The sequence below is a fragment of the Allomuricauda sp. ARW1Y1 genome (genome assembly GCF_013407935.1).
GTDB lineage: Bacteria > Bacteroidota > Bacteroidia > Flavobacteriales > Flavobacteriaceae > Flagellimonas.
Window position 1 is genome coordinate 1 of record NZ_JACBZU010000008.1, and the last position, 22,227, is coordinate 22,227.

The following is a 22,227-nucleotide window of genomic DNA, read 5'->3' on the forward strand; positions in this document are numbered from 1 at the left end:
GCTCTCGGTAAACTTGCTTTTTTTCATGTGACAGTTAAAATTTAAAGTTAGAAAATCTGAATTTTAAACTGTCCTATTTTTAGGGAAGGCTACAGGGTTTTTATTGTTTCAATAGTTCTTGGTCCTTTAGTTGAAACCTTCGTTTTTCAATTTGGAGTGATTTTGCTACTAAAAAAAGTCAACCTTCCTAATAAAATAATCATTGCAATATCATCTTTGCTTTTTTCAATTTCCCATAACTATAACTTAGTATATATTTTAGCCGTAATTATACCTGGGCTAATTTACGCTTGGTATTTTGTAGAACTGGAAAAACGAAATAGGATGGTCGCATTTTTTTTCGTTTTTCTTCTGCATGCATCATCTAATTTTTATGCTTTTTTGGTGGATGATTTATTGGGTTGGTTTTAAAATTTAAATGAAAAATGTCGTCAAATCCAAAAACAGGCAAGACCATTTACTTGCTACTAATATTGATTTTTATAGCTGCGTTTGCTATCGGTTATTTTGTAAGCAAAAATTATGGGTAACATAGAAAACAAAAATATCATCCAACAAGAATTTGAAGATGACATTCTTTTGAGTGAATCTTCCAAAGAGTTCAAACGGATACGTGCCAAAGCGGATAGTATTTATAATAAAAAAATTAACACTCAACGTAATTACGCGAAAAAGCAAATTGTTCTTTTCAAAAAAAGGATCTTTATCCTAAAAGAAAAAACTAAGTTTAGGCTTAAAAGGTTTTATAGATTATATTCTCGCTAGCGTTATAAAATCAGAAGTATTTTTATGCACTTTTTATTAAGTTATTCACATGAAAAAAAGAGATTATTTTTGGGTTAGTCTTATAGTTGCGTTGATAATACTAGGGTCTGTTTATTATTTAGGAAAGAGCGACGGAAAGCAGCATAAAGCCGAACCAATAGTTGTTGTAAAATAATGGACTAATTATTCCGCTGTTCAATTTTGGCAAATAGATTGGAATACAAGACAAATAAAGATTCAAAAATCAAGGGCTGGGCTAGGGTACTCCTTATTATAATCCCATATTTTTTAATAGTAGGCCTCTTTCAGGTTATGGGGGCTTATTTAACAGGTAGGGATTTAGGCGACGAACTTGCTTATGAAACTACCGAACAACATCTAGTTATCTCATTTTTTGGCTTATTGGGTACCTTTTTGGTCATCTACTTGTTTGTGAAGTTTGTTGATGGTGAGCCCTTTGCCAATATTGGACTATACTTTAAAAACGATAAAAAAGGTTTTTGGGTAGGGGTGTTGGCAGGTTTTCTTATTATGGTTTTTGGATATTTGGCCCTCTATGCTTTTAATCAAATAACATTCGAGGGAACGCAATTCTTGGTTGGAGAATTTTTTATGACGCTGCTGTTGTTTCTCACGGTTTCCATTTCCGAAGAATTAATGTTCCGTGGATATGTTCTTCGAAACCTTATGGAATCCATGAATAATTTTATAGCCTTGTTGCTATCTGCAATGGTATTTGCGTTAATGCATGCAGCCAACCCAAATCTTTCCCTTGTTGGGAATATCAATCTTTTTCTTGCTGGAATTTTATTGGGCCTACCCTATATGTATACCAAAAGCCTCATGTTTCCCATTGCTTTCCATTTTAGTTGGAATTTTTTTCAATCGGTAATTGGATTCAATGTAAGTGGAATAGATTCTTATTCGTTGATAGAATTTAAAATCAAAGAAAGCACGATCTTAAATGGAGGTAATTTTGGTTTTGAGGGGTCCGTTTTGGCTACACTATTTCAGATACTATTGATTTTAGCGTTTTATGCTGTTTTCAACAGGGATAAAAGAAAGGAACTGAAAACAGGTGTTTAGATTATTTTTCCCATTCATCCTCCAAAAGCTGTTTGAAGAACTTCCCTGGTGTTATTGCCGTTTTATGCTTAAACGACGCTGTAAAAACACTTAACGAATTGAACCCATACATTTCCGCTATTTGAATCATGGATTTGGTTTTGACCATTTCCGGGTTTTCCTTTAAATGATTTACGGCATGGGTAATACGGATGTCCTTAAGATAACTTGCAAAATTCTGCTGTTTTTGTTCATTGACCACTTTGGAAAGATATGCCGTATTTGTATTTAACTTTTTGGCCAAGCTGTTTAGGGTAATGGAATTGTCCAAAAATCCCTTTTCCGATTCCCATATGGCTAGTTTCTTGGTAATGGCCTTTAAAACAGGGTCTTTTAATTCTGATTTATCCCTGTTCCGTGCAATGGTTGTATAAGATTTTTTTCCCTCTATGAATTTGCCAACATCAATGTTGAAAATTGTAAATACCTTCATTCAAGTGTTTCTCGTTTCATTTACATCAGAAATATAACACTTGATAGGTTTAAAAAGCTTACAAATTGACGGATGGCCTGTTTGAATTGACGGATGCCCCTTTTGAATTGACGGATGAGAATTTTTAGCTAATTAGCTTTTGGTTTTTTCAACACTTTCCACCAATACTTCCTCCTCGCAATTTTTGGTGGTAAGTTCCAATTCCACTCCCTCGTGCTCGTGTGAAATCACATAGGTTTTACAGGGCTCGGATTTGGTATCGCTTTTCCCAAAATCCACATCACCTTCTTTTAAGAATGACTGTATTAGAAGGGTGTCACGGTATGTTTCCGGTAAATTCTCTGAGAACGTTATGGGTTTGGACCGCATATCCTTGAGTACCCTACAATTGGGTAAATAGCAAAAATCCAAGCCACCTTCCCCTGTTTTTTTCTTCAGTATAAAAACCAAAAAAATCAATCCAATGGATAGGCCAACCAAGTACCATCCCAATCGTTTCAAAAATGCCATTTCAATTAAAAAATAAGAAAATTAATGTCGTTGTAGTTCAGCCCAAACCAATCGCCTACCGATTTGTTGGTCAAAATACCGTGGTACATATAGAGTCCGTTGCGCAATCCCTTGTCAAACCTGAGCGAATGTTCAAGGCCCCCTTCCTCGCCGATTTTCAATAAATAGGGCGTAAAGATGTTACTGATGGAAATAGAGGATGTTCGCGGATAGCGCGATGGGATATTGGGCACCCCGTAGTGGACCACCCCGTACTTTTCAAAAGTGGGTTTTCTGTGCGTAGTGATTTCCGAGGTTTCAAAGCAACCACCCATATCGATACTTACATCGATAATCACGGAACCTTTTTTCATGTTCTCCACCATGGATTTGGATACCACAATTGGGGAGCGATCCTTTCCACGGGTCGCACCAATGGCCACATCGCAGCGTTTTAGTGATTTTAATAGGTTTTTGGGTTGCACGGTAGAGGTGTACAAGGTCCTGTTCAGATTCGTCTGCAGTTTCCTGAGTTTGCTGATGGAATTGTCGAACACCTTTACATTGGCACCCAATCCCAGGGCCGACCGTGCTGCATATTCGCCCACGGTTCCTGCTCCTATAATGACGACTTCTACCGGTGGAACACCACTAATGTTACCGAACATCAATCCATTCCCTGTTGATGGGTTCGACATCAGTTCGGAAGCAATGAGAATAGAGGAGATGCCCGCAATCTCGCTCAAGGAGCGCACCGCAGGATAATTGCCATCATCGTCGCGGATGTATTCAAAGGCAATGGCCGTGAGCCTTCGTTTGGCCATGACTTCAAAATACTCCTTGTTCTGGGTCTTTATTTGAAGCGCAGAAATTACAATGGTCTGCGGGTTCAACATATCTATTTCGGAAAGGGTGGGAGGTTCCACTTTTAAAATCAACGGACAGGAAAACACTTTTTTGGTGTCCCTTGTGATTTCTGCTCCTGCATTGGTGTAATCGATATCGGAAAAATTGGCCCCTTCGCCGGCTCCGGATTCCAACAATACACGGTGACCGTTGGCGGTAATGGCGTTTACGGCATCTGGGGTAAGGCAAACCCGCTTTTCTTGGTATTGGTTTTCCTTGGGAATTCCAATGAATAACTCGCCCTTTTGTTTGATGACCTCCAGGGTTTCTTCTTGGGGAAGCAGTTGTTGTTTGCTAAAAGGAGAGGAAGCTTGGCTCATATGCAGTAAATCTATTCAAGATACCTAAAGGTATTCGAGCAAATTTACATTTTTTTTGAAGCAGTCTTTCTGCGCTGTTCCAATTTCTCGCGCTCTTTGCGCAATTCTTCTTTTTCCTTAAGAATTTGAAGCTCGGTATCCATGGCATCCAAATCAATGCCATGCACGTGTTTATCCACCAGTTTTACCCTGATAAAATACACAATGGGTATCACCACCATAGTTACAGCGATAACATACAGGATTTCATTTTCGTCAATGCGTTCACTGTTGGAGTAATTCAATACCGTGAACAATTGAAAACTGTACATAGCTATGGGAATCAATATAGCGTGGTACCACCAGTTTTTGGAAGTGACAAACCAGATGACCAATAAGAGAAGGGGAACAACTTTGTTCAAATAGTAATAGAATGCCAAACTAACATCATCGAAACCATTGTGACCGAACTCTATACCAAGGAATGTCCATGTTTCTGCACCAACTGGTAAATACTTATATCCATAAAACAATAAAGGCGAAATAGCAATAAATAATGCTACTACTCCCTCAATAACAAACTTCTTTCTGATTCTAGCCTTGTCCTTCATTGTTGTAGATAACTAAAAAAAGGACGGATTATTGTAAAAAAAATAATCCCTTCTCGAAAAAAGGGATTATTGCTTCAATTAGGATAAAGTCGACTATAATTTCTTAAGCTGACTTTTTTTAATGCTAGTAGTTTGGTCACTGTCAGCTTTAACAACGCTTGTTGAAACAGCGGTCATTGCCAAAAATGCAACAGCTAGCAATCCAAAAAAAACTTTTTTAGTGTTCATCGTAAAAGAGTTTTTGGTTAATAAATGAATTCATTCACAAAGCAAATGTAGGAAAATATTTCAACTAACCATACCTTTTATCGATAAAATTGGTTTTTTAACGTAAAAAAATGTCATTTCATCGAAATCGGCTTGCCCTGTGCAATAATTTCTTTGAAGATAGACCGATTGTGTTTTAAGAAACATTTAACTCGATTGAACGCGTGCTTTCTTCGATAAAGTGCAAGAATACCCCCACAGCATCTTCGGGCAAAAGGGAGGCGACCTTATCGGGCCATTCTATAAATAGCCAGGCATTGGAATTCAAATAATCCTCGAAACCCATGTCCAAGGCTTCCATTTCATCCTCAAGGCGATAAAAATCAAAATGATAGGCTAGGGGCACCTCATTTGCATCGCAATATTCATTTACAAGTCCGAACGTAGGGCTGTTGGCAATGTCTACGGCGCCGAGCTCCTTTACCATTGCTTTTACCAAAGTCGTTTTGCCCACACCCATATCGCCATACAGGCACAACACTTTGTTGGGTGCGTTTTGAAGGACCTCTTTGGCTATCTGGTGGATATCATCCAACTGAAATTGTCTCTTCACGCTTTGTTTATTTGGGGTCCAACACTACAAAGGGAACAATCATTTCCTCCAAGGAGACTCCACCATGCTGATAGGTGTTCCTGTAATAACTCACATAGTGGTTGTAATTGTTCGGATAGGCAAAAAATAGATCGTTCTTGGCAAAAATATAGCTGCTGCTCAAATTGATGTTGGGCAAATGTATTTCCTGCGGATTTTTGGTCGATAGCACATCCTTTTCTTGATAGGTAAGACTTTTCCCGGTCTTATACCTTAGGTTAAGACTGGTTTCGCGATCACCGATTACCTTTGACGGCTGCTTCACATTGATGGTGCCGTGGTCCGTGGTCAAAATCAACTTCATGCCCAAATCCTGCGCTTGTTGAATGATTTCCAACAAAGGTGAGTTTTTGAACCAGCTCAAGGTCAAGGAGCGGTAGGCCTTGTCGTTGGAAGCCAGTTCCTTTACCACTTCCATTTCGGTTTTGGAGTGGGATAGCATGTCTACGAAATTATAGACCACTACGGTCAAATCGTTGTCTTTTTGTGCCCTAAAGTTTTGGGCCAATTGTTTCCCTTGCTTCAAGTTGTTGATTTTGTGGTATTCCCATTTAAGGTCGAGCCCCAAGCGTTTGAGCTGCTCTCCCAGAAATTCGGATTCGCGAAGATTTTTGCCACCTTCGTCGGTATCGTTTTTCCACCAATCAGGATATTGTTTTTCCATGTCGGCCGGCATCAGGCCAGAGAAGAGGGCGTTACGGGCATATTGTGTAGCGGTGGGCAAAATACTGAAATAGGCACACTCTTGTTTCTTCTTATAATGCACCGATAGGGTTTTCTCGAACGCCAGCCACTGGTCGTACCGCAAATTATCAATGACCACCAAAAGTGTTTTGTGGCCTTCCAGTTCGGGCTGAATTTTGTTTCTAAAAAGCGTATGGGACATCACCGGGGCATCACCTTCCTTGAACCAACTTTTATAATTCTTGTCCACAAACTTTCCAAACTGGGAGTTGGCCTCGACCTTTTGTGATTCCAATATTTCGAACATCCCCGAATCCTCGATTTGTTCCAGTTCGAGCTCCCAATAGATCAATTTCTTATAAAGCTCTACCCATTCTTCTTGGGAGTTGATCATGGAAAGGTCCATGGCGATTTTTCGAAATTCTTGCTGATAGTTCGCCGTGGTTTTTTCGGAGACGAGGCGGGAATTGTCCAAACTCTTTTTTAAGGAGAGTAGAATCTGGTTGGGGTTGACTGGCTTAATGAGGTAATCGGCAATTTTGGACCCGATGGCCTCGTCCATAATATATTCCTCTTCGCTTTTGGTAATCATCACCACGGGAATGGAGCCGTCGTATTTTTTGATTTCGGTCAAGGTTTCCAAGCCAGAAAGTCCTGGCATATTTTCATCCAAAAAAACAATATCAAAAAAGTCTTCCCGAATTTCCTCAAGCGCATCTTGGCCACTTTGGCTGGTGACCACCTTGTACCCTTTGCTCTCTAAAAACAGGATGTGGGGTTTTAAAAGGTCTATCTCATCATCGACCCAAAGAATTGTAATCTTGTTCATATAGTGATTATCTTTGTGGGAATTAAAACGAAAAACTTTGGTAAAAACCAATAAGCTTCATGTTTTCAACGATCCAATTTACGGTTTTATTGGAACTCCCAACGAACTAATTTTTAGTCTCATCTCGCATCCTTACTTCCAACGGTTGAGGCGCATATCCCAAATGGGGCTTTCTTATTTGGTCTACCCCGGAGCCCACCACACCCGGTTTCACCATGCTTTGGGCAGTATGCATTTAATGACAAAGGCCATTCAGGTGTTAAAAGTAAAAAATGTAGAAATTACGGAGGCTGAAGAAAAAGGTTTGTTGTGCGCCATTTTGCTTCACGATATTGGCCACGGCCCGTTTTCCCATGCTCTGGAAGGCTTTGTGGCCAAAGAAATAAGTCATGAGCAGATTTCCCTGCGCTTTATGATGGAGCTTAACAGTGAGTTCAACGGTCAGTTGGATATCGCCATTTCCATATTTAAAGGGGATTATCCAAAACCGTTTTTGAACCAATTGGTCTCGAGTCAACTGGACATGGACCGTTTGGATTACCTTAAACGGGATAGCTTTTATTCTGGGGTTACCGAAGGAAATATCAATTCGGAGCGTTTGATTTCCATGCTCAATGTGGTGGATGGCAATTTGGTATTGGAAGAAAAAGCGATCTATGCCGTAGAAAAGTTTTTGATGGCCCGAAGGTTCATGTATTGGCAGGTATATCTCCACAAAACCGGATTGGTGGCCGAACAATTGCTGGTGCGCATCATGCAACGGGCCAGATGGTTATTGAGCCAAGGGAAGAGTTTGGCGGGTAGTGAACCGCTATTGTTTTTTTTAAAGAACAATGGTACCTTAAACTTCGATAAGGAAGTGCTGGAAACATTTGCGAAGTTGGATGACATTGATATCCTGGGCGCATTAAAGAGCTGGCAGTCCAACGAAGATTTTGTGCTTTCCAAATTGTGTGGAATGCTACTGGAACGAAGGCTTTTGCACGTAAAAGTGAAAAAGCGGCCCATGGCGCAAGAAAAATTGAATGAAAAATTGGATTGGATCATCAAAAAGCATGATCTTTCCGTTGAAGAAGCTTCCAATTTTGTGTTTGAGGGCGAGATTTCCAATAAGGCCTACAGTAGGGACGAGGCAATTCAGATTTTGAAAAAGAACGGAAAAATTTCGGATGTACTTAAGGAGTCGGACCAACTTAGCTTAAAAGCTTTGGCAAAAACGGTCACCAAATATTACAGCTGCTATCCGAAGAAAGCCGTTTAACAAATTTTGTTACTTTTGCACCAATGAAATTTACAGCTACCCAAATTGCCGGAATCTTAGAAGGGGAAGTTGAGGGAAATCCTCAAATCGCTGTCCATAAACTATCCAAGATTGAAGAAGGTGAAAAAGGCTCTTTGACCTTTTTGGCCAATCCAAAATATACCTCATACATTTATTCCACCAAAGCCTCCATTACCATTGTGAATAAGGATTTTGTGCCAGAGCAATCCATTTCAACCACTTTGATCAAGGTTGAAGATGCCTACAAATCCTTTTCCAAGCTTCTGGAATATTACAATCAAGTAAAAAATAACAAAGTTGGGATTGAAAATCCCTGCTACATTTCCGAAACGGCCTCGTACGGTGACGAATTCTATTTGGGAGCGTTCGCCTATTTGGGCGACAATGTAAAAATTGGGAATAATGTTAAAGTCTATCCCAACGCGTATATTGGTGACAATGTACGAATTGGAGATAATGTGGTTGTTTTTGCTGGTGCCAAGATATACTCTGAGACAATCATTGGCAACAACTGCGTGATACATGGCGGAGCCATTATCGGGGCCGATGGTTTTGGATTTACTCCCAATGCCAATGGCGAATACAGCAAGGTGCCACAAACAGGAAATGTGATCATTGAAGATAATGTAGATGTTGGTGCGGGAACGACTATCGATAGGGCAACTTTGGGCTCCACTATTTTGAGGAAAGGCGTCAAATTGGACAACCAAATCCAGATTGCACACAATGTAGAGATCGGAGAAAACACTGCCATTGCTGCACAGACTGGGGTTGCTGGTTCAACCAAAATCGGCAAAAACTGTTTGATCGGAGGCCAAGTCGGTATCGTAGGACACATCACCATAGGGGATAGGGTCCGTATCCAAGCCCAATCGGGTATCGGAAGAAATGTAAAAGATGATGAAGTGCTGCAAGGTTCTCCAGCCTTGAATTATGGCGACTTCAACAAATCATATGTACACTTTAAGAATTTGCCCAAGCTGGCAAATCAAATCTCTAACATCGAAAAAAGAGTAAAAGGTGAGCAAACCAAGCAATAAACAACGCACCATAGCCAAAAAAGTAACGCTACAAGGTGTAGGACTGCATACAGGCGAAAATGTGACCATGAGCTTTCTTCCCGCTGAGGAAAACCATGGTTTTGCCTTTAAAAGAATTGACCTGGAAGGGGAACCCATTATCGAGGCAGATGCCAATTATGTGGTGAATACCCAAAGAGGGACCAATCTGGAAAAAAACGGTGTAAAAATCCATACATCAGAGCATGTGTTGGCCGCACTGGTAGGGCTGGACATAGATAATGTGCTCATTGAATTGGACGCGCCTGAACCGCCCATTATGGATGGTTCTTCCAAATTTTTTGTGGAAGCCTTGGAAGAGGCCGGTATCGTTGAGCAAGAACAGGAACGCGAGGAATATGTGGTGAAGGACGTTATTTCCTATAAGGATGAGACTACTGGGAGCGAAATCACCATCATCCCCGCAGATGAGTACCAAGTCACCACTATGGTCGATTTTGGCACCAAGGTGTTGGGCACGCAAAATGCCACTTTGGAAACCATGTCCGATTTTAAAACGGAGATCGCTGATTCCCGCACCTTTAGTTTTTTGCACGAACTGGAAATGTTGTTGGAGAATGGACTTATAAAAGGTGGTGATTTGAATAACGCCATCGTTTATGTGGATAAAGAGATTTCTGAATCCACCATGAAAAAATTGGAGAAGGCCTTTGGAAAGGAAAAGTTATCGGTAAAGCCCAACGGTATCTTGGATAATTTGACCTTGCACCACCCGAATGAGGCTGCACGACATAAACTTTTGGATGTGATTGGGGATTTGGCCTTGGCCGGAACACGTATCCGAGGTAAGGTAATCGCCAATAAACCCGGACACTTTGTGAACACGCAGTTTGCCAAAAAATTGTCCAAAATCATCAAAATAGAAAAAAGGAACAAGGTTCCCAGCTATGATTTGAATCAAGAACCCTTGATGGATGTGAACGAAATCATGGCCAGATTACCACACCGTCCACCCTTTTTATTGGTGGACAAAATTTTGGAACTGTCGGACACTCACGTAGTGGGCGTGAAAAACGTGACCATGAACGAGCCATTTTTCGTAGGGCACTTCCCAGGAGCACCTGTAATGCCAGGAGTACTGCAGGTGGAGGCGATGGCCCAAACAGGCGGAATCTTGGTGCTGAGTACGGTTCCAGACCCTGAAAACTACCTGACCTTCTTCATGAAGATTGACAAGGTGAAATTTAAACAGCAAGTAGTGCCGGGGGATACCTTAATATTTAAGTGCGATTTGATTTCTCCCATCAGGCGAGGTATTTGCCACATGCAGGCGTATGCATATGCCAATGGAAAATTGGTGTCCGAAGCTGAGTTGATGGCACAAATCGTAAAAACAAAAAATACAGATTCGTAGATGAACCAACCATTAGCATATGTACACCCAGGGGCCAAAATCGCCAAAAACGTGGTTATTGAGCCCTTTACCACCATACATAATAATGTAACCATAGGGGAAGGCACTTGGATTGGTTCCAATGTCACCATTATGGAAGGAGCGCGTATCGGAAAAAACTGCAGCATCTTCCCAGGAGCTGTTATTTCGGCCATGCCCCAAGACTTAAAATATCAAGGAGAGGATACCACTGTTGTGATAGGCGATAACACCACCATTCGGGAATGTGCCACCATAAATAAAGGTACCTCCGACCGTATGAAGACTGTTATCGGAAACAATTGCTTGATCATGGCCTATTGCCACGTAGCACACGATTGTTTGGTAGGTGATGGCTGTATCTTCAGCAACAACTCCACGTTGGCAGGTCACGTCACCATTGGCCAAAATGTGGTTTTGGCGGGAATGGTGGCGGTTCATCAATTTGTATCCATAGGCAACCATGCTTTTGTAACAGGAGGTTCCTTGGTGCGTAAAGATGTACCTCCCTACGTGAAGGCAGCACGGGAGCCGCTATCCTATGTGGGTATCAATTCCATCGGATTGCGAAGAAGAGGGTTTGAATCGGACAAGATTCGCGAAATCCAGAACATTTATAGAATACTGTATCAACAAAACTACAACAATTCCCAGGCGGCATCCATCATTGAAGCGGAGATGGAGGCAACTCCAGAAAGGGATGAAATCCTTCAATTTATAAGGGATTCGCAGCGAGGAATTATGAAAGGTTATTTTAGCTCAAATTAAATTTATGGCAAGTACTTCTGATATAAGAAAAGGGTTGTGCATCCGGTACAACAACGACATCTATAAAATTATAGAGTTTCTTCATGTAAAACCAGGTAAGGGACCTGCTTTTGTCCGTACCAAACTGAAAAGTGTGACTACTGGAAAAGTGGTCGACAATACGTTTTCTGCAGGACATAAAATCGAAGATGTCCGCGTAGAAACTCGTTCGTACCAGTATCTCTACAATGAAGGTGACACCTATCATTTTATGAATACGGACGACTATACCCAAATTGCTTTGCAAAAAGATGCACTTGATGCATCTGACCTTTTGAAGGAAAGCGAAGTGGTGACCATTATTTTCAATGCGGAGGACAATATGCCCCTTTCGGTGGAAATGCCCGCAAGTGTGGTGTTGGAAGTAACGCATACGGAACCCGGAGTGAAAGGAAATACGGCCACTAACGCGACCAAACCTGCTACCGTGGAGACAGGAGCAACGATCAATGTACCCCTTTTTATTAATGAGGGTGACAAGATAAAAATCGATACGGAGAAAGCGGCCTATTTGGAACGTGCCAAAGAATAGATGGAATGAAATTCCCTAAAACGCATACTTTAAAGGAAATTTCGGAAATCATTAAAGCCGATTTTGTAGGCCCTGATGACTTCCCCGTTCTGGGCATGAACGAAATCCATGTGGTCGAAGAAGGCGATATCGTATTTGTGGACCATCCCAAATATTATGATAAAGCGCTTCAATCGAAGGCCACAGTGGTGCTCATCAATAAAGAAGTGGAATGCCCAAAGGGCAAAGCTTTATTGGTATCTGATGACCCTTTTCGGGATTTTAACAAACTGACCCGCCATTTTAAACCCTTTAAAAGTGCAGCTTCATCCATCGCTGAAACAGCCGAAATAGGAGAGGGAACTGTGATTCAACCGAATGTTTTCATTGGTAATCACGTAAAAATTGGCAAGAATTGCGTCATTCACCCCAATGTGACCATTTATGATGGATGCGTACTTGGTGACCATGTCACCATCCATGCAGGAACCGTTCTCGGTGCTGATGCGTTCTATTACAAAAACCGCCCCGAAGGCTTTGATAAATTGCTTTCCGGAGGGAACGTGGTTATTGAGGATTATGTGGATATCGGCGCGGGATGCACCATAGACCGAGGAGTTACAGGGTCAACCACCATCGGCAAGGGCTCCAAGTTGGACAACCAAATCCAAGTGGGGCACGACACAGTAATAGGCAAAAAATGTTTGATTGCTTCTCACGTAGGCATTGCAGGATGTTGCATTATCGAGGACGAAGTAACGCTTTGGGGGCAAGTAGGTATCACCAGCGGAGCGACTATTGGCAAAAAGGCGGTGATTTTGGCCCAATCCGGTATTTCAAAATCACTCGAAGGAGGTAAAACGTACTTCGGTTACCCGGCCGAGGAAGCACGTGAAAAGTTGAAACAGATTGCATCCATCAAAAGGATACCGGAAATCTTGCAAAAACTCAAAAAGATTTAAAAAATCAATAGATAAAAACTTTAGTAAACCATATTTTTGTATTTCTACATTAAGTTAAATATATGAGCGTCTTAGTAAACAAGGATTCAAAGATAATTGTACAAGGATTTACCGGTAGTGAAGGAACATTCCACGCCGAACAAATGATCGAATACGGAACCAACGTGGTTGGTGGCGTTACCCCTGGAAAAGGAGGTCAAGAACATTTGGGGAAACCAGTTTTCAACACAGTGGAAGAAGCTGTAAAAGAAGTGGGTGCCGACACCACGATTATTTTTGTACCTCCCGCTTTTGCTGCCGATGCCATTATGGAAGCTGCCGATGCAGGAATCAAAGTAATCATTACGATTACCGAAGGTATTCCCGTAGCCGATATGGTAAAAGCCAACGATTACATCAAGGATATGGATTGCACCTTGATCGGTCCAAACTGTCCCGGTGTAATTACTCCAGGAGAAGCCAAGGTAGGCATCATGCCCGGCTTTGTTTTCAAAAAGGGAAAAGTGGGAATCGTTTCAAAATCCGGAACACTAACGTATGAAGCTGCAGACCAAGTGGTTCGTCAAGGTTTGGGAATTACCACGGCCATCGGGATTGGTGGTGACCCCATCATTGGTACTACCACCAAAAAAGCGGTTGAACTATTGATCAACGACCCAGAAACCGAATGTGTTGTGATGATTGGGGAAATCGGCGGTCAATTGGAGGCTGAGGCTGCCAGATGGTATAAGGAAAGTGGTAGCAAAAAGCCCGTTGTTGGCTTTATTGCTGGCGAAACTGCACCTGCAGGACGTACCATGGGTCACGCTGGAGCCATTGTGGGCGGTAGCGATGATACGGCCCAAGCCAAGAAAAAAATCATGCGCGATTGCGGTATACACGTAGTGGATTCTCCCGCTGAAATCGGTGTAAAAGTGAAAGAAGTGGTTGGGTAACCAACCGTTAAAACCATACTAAATCCCGTTTTATGCGGGATTTTTTTTCGTCTAAACATAAAACAACAACTATATTTGGTTAATAACCATTCAAACACAAGCATCGTATGAAACTTTTGGAAGGGAAAAACGTAATCATAACAGGAGCCAGTAGGGGAATCGGGAAAGGAATTGCCGAAGTATTTGCAAAACATGGTGCCAATGTGGCATTTACCTACAGTTCCAGCGAAGGTCCTGCCTTGGAATTGGAAAAGGAATTGACCGAAATGGGCGTTAAAGCCAAAGCCTATAAAAGTAATGCCGCCAGTTTTGAGGACTCTGAAGCCCTTGTGGCTCAAGTTCTGGAGGATTTTGATGGTAGAATAGATGTATTGATCAACAACGCTGGAATCACCAAAGACAATTTGTTGATGCGTATGGGAGAAGCTGATTTTGACCAGGTTATCGAAATCAACTTAAAGTCCGTATTTAACATGACCAAAGCGGTACAACGCACCATGTTGAAACAGCGCAAAGGTTCCATTATCAATATGAGCAGCGTGGTAGGGGTGAAAGGAAATGCGGGGCAGACCAACTATGCCGCTTCCAAAGCAGGAATGATCGGGTTTACCAAATCCGTAGCCTTGGAGCTGGGTTCCAGAAACATTCGCTGCAACGCCATTGCCCCGGGTTTCATTGAAACAGAGATGACCGAGAAATTGGACGAAAAAACAGTTCAAGGTTGGAGAGAAGGCATTCCATTGAAACGTGGTGGAAGCCCCGAAGATGTGGCCAATGCTTGTGTATTCTTGGCATCGGACCTTTCCGACTACGTAACAGGGCAGGTATTGAATGTTGACGGTGGAATGTTAACCTAAATGAATGGAGTTGAGCACGGTATTTCTTATTGTTATAGCAGTAGCTGCCGCGCTTACGCTTGTCTATTTTCAATATTTTTATAAAAACCCTAGAAAGGGTTCAATGCATATAATATTGGCCGCATTGAGGTTTGTCACCTTGTTCTGCGGCCTTTTGCTTTTAATCAATCCTAAGTTTGTGAGCAAGGATTATTTTGTGGAAAAAGCAAACTTGATTTTTTTGGTGGACAATTCCACCTCTATGCAGGATGCCACTTCCGAATCCGAAATATCGCAAGCCATAACACAACTGAAAGCGAATGATGCGGTGAACGAAAGGTTCAAAATTCATCAATATGGATTTGGGAATACCGTCTCGGCAACTGATTCCATACGGTTTAACCAAGGAAATACTGATGTTTCCAACGCACTTTCCACGTTGAACGAAGTTTTTGTAAATGGCAACAATGCCATCGTGCTATTTTCCGATGGGAACCAAACTTTGGGCAGGGATTATGGATATGTCAAACTAAACGAGAATACGAGCGTTCATCCAGTTGTTGTGGGGGATACCACCCAATACGAGGATATTGCTGTGGGACTCATCAACGTGAATAAATACGCCTTTTTACGAAATAGTTTTCCGATAGAAACTTCCATTCGGTATCAAGGTACCCGGCCGATTTCGAGCACGGTGACCATTTCCATCAACGGGAGTAGGGTGCACCAAGAACGTGTGAATCTCAACGCAACCAAGAACAGTCAAACCTTTAATACTTTGGTTGAAGCCCAAAGTGTGGGGATCAAAACGATTACCATTCAAGTGGAGGCCTTGGACAACGAGCGAAACACTTCTAATAATATCAAAGAAACCGCTATTGAGGTCATAGACGAAAAAACCAATGTGGGTATCGTTTCCGATATACTTCATCCGGATATTGGAGCGTTAAAAAAATCCATTGAATCCAACGAGCAACGGTCAGTTACACTATTAAAACCCACCGCGGACCAATCCCAACTGGAAGAAATGGGGCTGATCATGCTGTATCAGCCTAACCGTAATTTCAGAAATGTGTACACATTTTTGGAAAATTCAGGAGCCAATTATGTTACCATTACAGGAAGTCAAACGGATTGGAACTTTTTAAATGGTGTTCAAGAGAGCTTTTCGGTGACGGGAAGCAGACAACCTGAAGATATTCTCCCTGTTTTGAACAATGCCTTTGGGCTTTTTGGACTAAGCGGTTTTTCCGTAGATGGGTTTCCGCCACTAAAAGGTACACTGGGCGATATTGAACTGAATAAAGAGAGTGAAGTTTTGATGTTCCAACAATTGCAGGGCGTCCAACTAGACAAGCCTTTATTTGCAATTTTGACTGCATCCAACACCAAGGAAGCCGTACTTTTTGGGGAAGATATCTGGCGATGGAGGGCACAAGTATATCGTAACGACCAAAATTTTCAAAGGTTTGATGATTTCATAGGAAGTTTGATGGTCTATTTAGGCTCGAACAAACAGCGAAATCGATTGGAGTTGGACTATGAGCTGGTGTTCGACAACGCCAGCATAGCCAAAATCAGGGCTTCCTACTTTGATGAAGCCTACCAATTTGATGGCAATGCCAGTCTTTCCATTTCCATCAAGGGAAAAGACAATGATTTTTCGAGAGAAGCGCCTATGTTGTTGAAAGGAGCTTTTTACGAAGTGGATTTGAGTGACTTGGAGGCTGGCGGGTATAATTTCACTGTTACCGTAAAGGACGAGAATTTGAGTCGTTCCGGTTCTTTCCGAATCTTGGATTTCAACCCAGAAAAGCAACTCATTTCCTCAGATTATAAGAAAATGGAACGATTGGCCAACAACAATAAGGGGCGATTGTACTTTTTAGATCAGTTGGACGAACTAGAAACCAATTTGATTTCATCACAAGAATTTCTCCCTGTTCAAAAGAGCAGGGATAATGTTGTATCTTTGATAGACTTCCGTATTCTGTTGGGAGTAATGGTACTTTCCTTAGCTACGGAGTGGTTTGTCAGAAAATATAATGGATTAATATAAATAGTGATTAAACATGGATAAATTACCAAAGATTGCGCTGCCGGCTTTGGCAGCGATTATTTTCTTGATTATCATCATTTCCAAATCGGCCATAACCATTGGCTCCGGGGAAGCTGGAGTGCTTTACAAGACCTTTGGTGGCGGTGTGGTTACCGAGGAGCCTCCATTGAGCGAAGGTTTCCATTTGGTGGCACCTTGGAACAGGGTCTATATCTACGAAGTGAGGAGACAAGAAGTATTTGAAAAAATGAAAGTGTTGTCATCCAATGGTCTGGACATTCAATTAGATGCGTCAGCCTGGTACAAGCCTACATATAACGAGCTAGGAAAGTTGCACCAAGAAATTGGGGAAGACTACCTCAATCGTATTATTCTTCCTACCATTCGGTCTGCTGCGCGTAGTGTAGTGGGTCGATATACCCCAGAGCAGCTCTATTCCAGTAAGAGGGATGCCATCCAGAACGAGATTTTCGAGGAAACTAAGAAAATTGTGAGCGACCAGTACATTGAATTGGATGATATTCTGGTCCGCGATGTTACCTTGCCACCTACCATCAAAGAAGCCATTGAGCGCAAACTGAAAGAGGAGCAAGCTTCATTGGAATACGAATTCCGATTGGAACGTGCACAAAAAGAAGCGGAACGGCAGCGTATTGAGGCTCAAGGTAAGGCGGATGCGAACCGAATTTTGAGCGCATCGCTTACAGACAAGATATTGCAGGACAAAGGTATAGAAGCCACATTAAAATTATCGCAATCTCCCAATGCCAAGGTGGTAGTGGTAGGTTCCGGTGATGATGGCCTTCCATTAATTTTGGGAAATAACTAATTTTCGCTTTTTTGATATAAAAATATGTCCTACTTTTGAAGCGTAATGAGAAACAAAAACACACATCATCATTTTTGCACTTGCTCTCAAGCGAGGTAGAAATGTATTGTTGTTTTTAAAATATATTCTAACCCGTTTGAGAAATCAAACGGGTTTATTTTTTGCACCCCTTTGGTTTTTCGGACAAAACGATTGAAAAATGACAAAAATTAGAATTGCTGTTCAAAAAAGTGGCCGTTTAAATGAAGATTCCCTGGCCATTTTAAAAGATTGCGGTATTTCCATCGACAATGGGAAGGACCAATTGAAAGCTACCTCGCGTAATTTTCCCTTGGAAGTATTTTACCTTCGTAATGGCGACATACCCCAATACTTAAGGGATGGGGTAGTAGACATCGCCATTATTGGGGAAAACGTTTTGATCGAAAAAGGAAAGGATATTTCCATCGCAGAACGTTTGAACTTTTCCAAATGTCGTGTGTCCCTTGCCGTCCCAAAGGGTGTAACCTACAATTCCATCAAGGATTTTGAAGGTAAAAAGATTGCGACCTCTTACCCGAATACAGTGAAAGAGTATTTGGCATCAAAAGGTGTTACGGCAGATTTGCACATCATCAACGGTTCGGTGGAAATTGCCCCGAACATAGGTTTGGCATACGGAATCTGCGATATCGTTTCCAGTGGAAGCACCCTGTTCAAAAATAATCTGAAAGAGGTCGAAGTGATGTTGACCAGCGAAGCCGTTTTGGCCGTATCGCCCACAATCTCGGAAGAGCGCAAAGAATTGTTGAAAAAAATCCAATTCAGGATCAAATCGGTGCTGCAGGCACGTCAGAACAAATATGTATTGATGAATGCCCCAAATGACAAACTCGACCAAATCATTTCCATTCTTCCGGGAATGCGAAGCCCCACGGTATTGCCTTTGGCCGAGGAAGGTTGGAGTTCGGTGCACACCGTAATCAATCGGGAAACATTTTGGGAGGTCATCGACGAGCTGAAAGCAGCGGGTGCCGAAGGAATATTGGTTTGTCCTATTGAAAAAATGGTATTGTAATGCAACGTATCAACTATCCACAACCCACGGAATGGGATGAAGTTTTAAAGCGCCCCACCCAGACAGTTACCGACATCGAGGAAATCGTAAATAGTATTTTTAAAGAGGTTCAGGTAGATGGGGATGCGGTCATCAAAAAATATACGGCCCAATTTGACAAGGTCACGTTGGAATCCCTGTTGGTAACTGATGATGAAGTGGAAAAAGCGCGCCTTGCGGTCTCCGATGCACTGAAACAGGCTATCAATTTGGCCAAATCCAATATTGAGAAGTTCCACGCAGCACAAAAAACGCCCAAATTGGAAATTGAGACCATGCCCGGCGTAGCATGTTGGCAGGAAAAGCGTCCCATTCAAAAAGTAGGATTGTACATTCCAGGAGGAACGGCGCCTTTGTTTTCCACTATTTTGATGTTGGCCATTCCGGCAAAATTGGCTGGTTGCCAAGAAATTGTGCTCTGTAGCCCCCCGGATAAAAATGGGGAAATCAATCCAGCGATTTTATATACCGCCCAATTGTGTGGCGTAACGCAAATCATTAAAGTGGGAGGCATTCAGGCGATTGCCGGCATGACCTTTGGTACGGAAAGCATTCCTAAGGTGTACAAAATATTTGGCCCCGGTAACCAATATGTAACCGTTGCAAAGCAACTGGCCACCAAATTCGGGGTAGCGATTGATATGCCAGCCGGCCCAAGTGAACTGTTGGTCGTGGCAGATGATTCTGCCAATGCATCCTTTGTGGCTTCGGACTTGTTGAGTCAGGCAGAGCACGGCGTTGACAGTCAAGTGATTTTGGTATCCACATCGGAAAAGTTGATTGAAGCCGTAGAAAAGGAGATTGAAAGCCAAATCAAACAATTGCCAAGGGAAGAAATTGCACGAAAATCCATAAGCAATAGTAGATTGATTTTGGTCGAAAATGACCAAGAAGCTTTGGAACTCATCAATGCTTATGGTCCTGAACATTACATCGTTTGTGTGGAAAATGAGGAATACTATTTGGAAAATACCTTAAATGCCGGTTCAGTTTTTATCGGAAACTTTACGCCGGAAAGTGCAGGCGATTATGCGTCGGGTACCAACCATACCTTGCCCACCAATGGCTATGCCAAACAATATAGCGGCGTGAATCTGGACAGTTTTATGAAGAGCATGACTTTTCAAAGAATATCCGAAAAAGGCATCCAAGGTATCGGAAGTGCCATTGAATTGATGGCCGAAGCAGAGGGATTGCAGGCACATAAAAATGCCGTGACCCTTAGACTAAAAAGTTTGAAATAATGGAGGGCTTCGATGTAAACAGATTGTTAAGGGAATCGGTTCGTAAGCTACAGCCGTACTCTTCGGCCCGTGATGAATACGTTTCCGATGGCTCGGAGATGATTTTTTTGGATGCCAATGAAAATCCTTTCGATAATGGCGTCAACCGTTATCCCGACCCGTATCAGCGGAGCCTGAAATCCGTGTTGTCAGAACAAAAAGGATTAACGGAGCAGCAAATTTTATTGGGAAATGGCAGTGACGAAGTATTGGATTTGATTTATAGGGCGTTCTGCGAACCGAATCAGGACAATATTATCACTTTGCCGCCAACGTATGGAATGTACAAGGTGCTGGCAGGTATAAACGCGGTGGAGAACAGAGAAGTGTTGTTGACAAAGGATTTCGAACCCAACGTAACTGAAATTTTGAAGGTGGCGGATTCCAATTCCAAGTTACTTTTTATCTGTTCGCCCAATAATCCTACGGGAAATGCCTTTCAGAAAAAAGGAATCAAGGAACTATTGGAATCGTTCAATGGCTTGGTGGTGGTTGATGAGGCTTACATTGATTTCTCGAACGATGAAAGTTGGGTATCCGAACTCAAGCAGTATCCCAACTTAATCGTGACCCAGACCTTGTCCAAGGCATACGGACTGGCAGGCATCCGATTGGGGATTTGCTACGCATCCGATGAAATCATCGGAATACTGAACAAAATCAAACCACCTTACAACGTCAACCAATTGACCCAGCAACGAGCCTTACAGCGCGTTTTGCATCAGGATTTAGTGAAACAAGAGGTGAAGCAAATCCTTGACGAAAGGGAAGAATTGATCAAAGCCTTGAAAGATTTGGAATTTGTGACAGCATTGTATCCTACCGACGCCAATTTTATACTGGCCAAAGTAGATGATGCCAACAAACGCTACCAACAACTTTTAGAGAAACAAGTGGTGGTCCGAAACCGAAGTACCCAACCGCTCTGCGAAAATACACTGCGATTTACGGTAGGAACGCCAGAAGAGAACAAAAAATTGATTGCTATTTTAAAAGAATTGAACTGATGGGCAAAAAAGTACTATTCATTGATCGTGATGGAACCATCATCAAGGAAACTGTTGATGAGCAAATAGATGCCTTTGATAAAATGGTTTTTTATCCCAAAGTATTCACGTATTTGGGGAAAATCGCCAAGGAATTGGATTATGAATTGGTGATGATCACCAATCAGGATGGCTTGGGAACCGATAGCTTTCCCGAAGATACCTTTTGGCCCGTTCACAACTTTATCATCAAAGCTTTTGAAAATGAAGGTGTTGTGTTTGATGGTGTTTTTATCGACAGGACATTTCCGAAAGATAATGCGGACACCCGCAAACCAGGTACTGGACTGCTGACTGCCTATTTTTCAGAGGAATACGATTTGAAAAATTCTTTCGTCATCGGAGACCGATTGACCGATGTGGAATTGGCCAAAAATTTGGGTGCCAAAGGAATTTTTATAAATGATGAAACCCATTTAGGAACCGATGAAATCACTGTAAAGCGCGGAGAATTGGACGACTACATTGCTTTGGAAAGCAACGATTGGGAAAAAATCTATGAATTTTTAAAACTGGAAAACCGGGTAGCAGAAATATCCCGAAAAACCAATGAAACGGACATCCAAATCAAAATCAACCTCGATGGTACCGGAAAAAGTGACATCAATACTGGTTTGGCCTTTTTTGACCATATGTTGGACCAATTGGCCCGACACGGACAAATGGATTTGGAAATCAGAGTGGACGGCGATTTAGAGGTGGACGAACACCACACCATCGAGGACACGGCCATTGCCTTGGGCGAGTTGTTTTCCAAAGCATTGGGCAACAAACTGGGTATTGAGCGCTACGGATTTGCTTTGCCCATGGACGACTGCCTAGCACAAGTGGCCATAGACTTTGGCGGACGCAATTGGTTGGTCTGGGATACGGAGTTTAAACGTGAAAAGGTGGGCGATATGCCAACTGAGATGTTCATGCACTTTTTTAAATCGTTTGCGGACGGTGCCAAGGCCAATTTGAACATCAAGGCAGAAGGCACCAATGAGCATCATAAAATCGAGGCTATTTTTAAAGCTTTTGCCAAGTCCATTAAAATGGCGGTGAAGCGAGATGCGGAAAAAATGGTGTTGCCCTCCACCAAAGGGATGCTATAAAAACTGTTATGTCGAAGGAGCTTGCGACTGAGA

Annotated in this window: 24 protein-coding genes; 17 read left to right on the forward strand and 7 right to left on the reverse strand. The window is 42.2% G+C overall.

The features are described from left to right. Positions 1-102 precede the first annotated feature (102 nt). The 3 genes from GGE08_RS16255 (at position 103) to GGE08_RS15240 (ending at position 1,851) form a co-directional block, all read left to right on the forward strand. Positions 103-411 (forward strand): type II CAAX prenyl endopeptidase Rce1 family protein, encoded by a 309-nt coding sequence (locus GGE08_RS16255; protein ID WP_409553499.1) that lies wholly within the window; start codon positions 103-105, stop codon positions 409-411. A gap of 111 nt (positions 412-522) precedes the next feature. Further along, positions 523-765 carry a hypothetical protein gene (locus GGE08_RS15235; RefSeq protein WP_179385745.1) on the forward strand — a complete coding sequence of 81 codons (243 nt, stop codon included), beginning with the start codon at positions 523-525 and terminating at the stop codon, positions 763-765. A gap of 312 nt (positions 766-1,077) precedes the next feature. Beyond that, positions 1,078-1,851 carry a CPBP family intramembrane glutamic endopeptidase gene (locus tag GGE08_RS15240; protein WP_179385746.1) on the forward strand — a complete coding sequence of 258 codons (774 nt, stop codon included), beginning with the start codon at positions 1,078-1,080 and terminating at the stop codon, positions 1,849-1,851. Between the two features lies 1 nt (position 1,852). Here the strand turns inward: GGE08_RS15240 and GGE08_RS15245 are convergent, their stop codons facing one another. The 7 genes from GGE08_RS15245 to GGE08_RS15270 all read right to left on the reverse strand — a co-directional run bounded on the left by GGE08_RS15245 (position 1,853) and on the right by GGE08_RS15270 (position 7,000). Beyond that, positions 1,853-2,323 (reverse strand): helix-turn-helix domain-containing protein, encoded by a 471-nt coding sequence (locus GGE08_RS15245; protein ID WP_179385747.1) that lies wholly within the window; start codon positions 2,321-2,323, stop codon positions 1,853-1,855. A 132-nt stretch (positions 2,324-2,455) separates the two neighbouring features. Next, positions 2,456-2,833 carry a DUF4258 domain-containing protein gene (locus GGE08_RS15250; protein WP_179385748.1) on the reverse strand — a complete coding sequence of 126 codons (378 nt, stop codon included), beginning with the start codon at positions 2,831-2,833 and terminating at the stop codon, positions 2,456-2,458. Positions 2,834-2,838: 5 nt separating this feature from the next. Continuing rightward, on the reverse strand, positions 2,839-4,038 hold the full coding sequence (locus GGE08_RS15255) for an alanine dehydrogenase (RefSeq protein ID WP_127141945.1): 1,200 nt from the start codon (positions 4,036-4,038) through the stop codon (positions 2,839-2,841). 44 nt (positions 4,039-4,082) lie between these two features. Beyond that, on the reverse strand, positions 4,083-4,628 hold the full coding sequence (locus GGE08_RS15260; protein ID WP_179385749.1) for a hypothetical protein: 546 nt from the start codon (positions 4,626-4,628) through the stop codon (positions 4,083-4,085). A 93-nt stretch (positions 4,629-4,721) separates the two neighbouring features. After that, entirely contained in the window at positions 4,722-4,856 is a 135-nt protein-coding gene (locus GGE08_RS16140) for a hypothetical protein (RefSeq protein ID WP_257024048.1), read from the reverse strand. Between the two features lie 175 nt (positions 4,857-5,031). Further along, a complete protein-coding gene (gene tsaE / locus GGE08_RS15265; protein ID WP_179385750.1) occupies positions 5,032-5,448 on the reverse strand; it encodes a tRNA (adenosine(37)-N6)-threonylcarbamoyltransferase complex ATPase subunit type 1 TsaE in 417 nt (138 codons plus the stop codon). A 7-nt stretch (positions 5,449-5,455) separates the two neighbouring features. Beyond that, on the reverse strand, positions 5,456-7,000 hold the full coding sequence (locus GGE08_RS15270) for a PglZ domain-containing protein (protein WP_179385751.1): 1,545 nt from the start codon (positions 6,998-7,000) through the stop codon (positions 5,456-5,458). 37 nt (positions 7,001-7,037) lie between these two features. On the opposite strand from GGE08_RS15270, the gene GGE08_RS15275 reads away from it, so the two are divergent. The 14 genes from GGE08_RS15275 (at position 7,038) to hisB (ending at position 22,194) form a co-directional block, all read left to right on the forward strand. After that, complete coding sequence (locus GGE08_RS15275; protein ID WP_179385752.1) at positions 7,038-8,261, forward strand: HD domain-containing protein; 1,224 nt, start codon at positions 7,038-7,040, stop codon at positions 8,259-8,261. Between the two features lie 23 nt (positions 8,262-8,284). Further along, positions 8,285-9,322, forward strand: a complete 1,038-nt coding sequence (gene lpxD / locus GGE08_RS15280; RefSeq protein ID WP_179385753.1) for a UDP-3-O-(3-hydroxymyristoyl)glucosamine N-acyltransferase — start codon at positions 8,285-8,287, stop codon at positions 9,320-9,322. Then, positions 9,303-10,715, forward strand: coding sequence for a bifunctional UDP-3-O-[3-hydroxymyristoyl] N-acetylglucosamine deacetylase/3-hydroxyacyl-ACP dehydratase (locus GGE08_RS15285; RefSeq protein WP_179385754.1), 1,413 nt, complete (start codon positions 9,303-9,305; stop codon positions 10,713-10,715). Before lpxD ends, GGE08_RS15285 begins: the two co-directional genes overlap by 20 nt. Further along, positions 10,716-11,501: an acyl-ACP--UDP-N-acetylglucosamine O-acyltransferase gene (gene lpxA, locus GGE08_RS15290; RefSeq protein ID WP_179385755.1), complete on the forward strand. Its 786-nt coding sequence runs from the start codon at positions 10,716-10,718 to the stop codon at positions 11,499-11,501. 4 nt (positions 11,502-11,505) lie between these two features. Then, entirely contained in the window at positions 11,506-12,072 is a 567-nt protein-coding gene (efp, locus tag GGE08_RS15295; protein WP_179385756.1) for an elongation factor P, read from the forward strand. A gap of 5 nt (positions 12,073-12,077) precedes the next feature. Next, complete coding sequence (locus tag GGE08_RS15300; protein ID WP_179385757.1) at positions 12,078-13,013, forward strand: UDP-3-O-(3-hydroxymyristoyl)glucosamine N-acyltransferase; 936 nt, start codon at positions 12,078-12,080, stop codon at positions 13,011-13,013. Positions 13,014-13,075: 62 nt separating this feature from the next. Beyond that, entirely contained in the window at positions 13,076-13,948 is an 873-nt protein-coding gene (gene sucD / locus GGE08_RS15305) for a succinate--CoA ligase subunit alpha (RefSeq protein WP_179385758.1), read from the forward strand. 107 nt (positions 13,949-14,055) lie between these two features. After that, positions 14,056-14,805 (forward strand): 3-oxoacyl-[acyl-carrier-protein] reductase, encoded by a 750-nt coding sequence (gene fabG / locus GGE08_RS15310; protein ID WP_179385759.1) that lies wholly within the window; start codon positions 14,056-14,058, stop codon positions 14,803-14,805. 103 nt (positions 14,806-14,908) lie between these two features. After that, positions 14,909-16,843 carry a vWA domain-containing protein gene (locus GGE08_RS15315; protein ID WP_257024049.1) on the forward strand — a complete coding sequence of 645 codons (1,935 nt, stop codon included), beginning with the start codon at positions 14,909-14,911 and terminating at the stop codon, positions 16,841-16,843. Between the two features lie 13 nt (positions 16,844-16,856). Next, on the forward strand, positions 16,857-17,672 hold the full coding sequence (locus GGE08_RS15320; protein ID WP_179385761.1) for a prohibitin family protein: 816 nt from the start codon (positions 16,857-16,859) through the stop codon (positions 17,670-17,672). Between the two features lie 199 nt (positions 17,673-17,871). Beyond that, positions 17,872-18,729, forward strand: coding sequence for an ATP phosphoribosyltransferase (gene hisG, locus GGE08_RS15325; protein ID WP_179385762.1), 858 nt, complete (start codon positions 17,872-17,874; stop codon positions 18,727-18,729). After that, on the forward strand, positions 18,729-20,012 hold the full coding sequence (gene hisD / locus GGE08_RS15330) for a histidinol dehydrogenase (protein ID WP_179385763.1): 1,284 nt from the start codon (positions 18,729-18,731) through the stop codon (positions 20,010-20,012). The genes hisG and hisD overlap by 1 nt, the downstream gene beginning before the upstream one ends. Continuing rightward, positions 20,012-21,058 (forward strand): histidinol-phosphate transaminase, encoded by a 1,047-nt coding sequence (gene hisC, locus GGE08_RS15335; protein WP_179385764.1) that lies wholly within the window; start codon positions 20,012-20,014, stop codon positions 21,056-21,058. Before hisD ends, hisC begins: the two co-directional genes overlap by 1 nt. After that, positions 21,058-22,194 carry a bifunctional histidinol-phosphatase/imidazoleglycerol-phosphate dehydratase HisB gene (gene hisB, locus GGE08_RS15340; RefSeq protein WP_179385765.1) on the forward strand — a complete coding sequence of 379 codons (1,137 nt, stop codon included), beginning with the start codon at positions 21,058-21,060 and terminating at the stop codon, positions 22,192-22,194. The genes hisC and hisB overlap by 1 nt, the downstream gene beginning before the upstream one ends. The last annotated feature ends 33 nt before the right edge of the window (positions 22,195-22,227 follow it).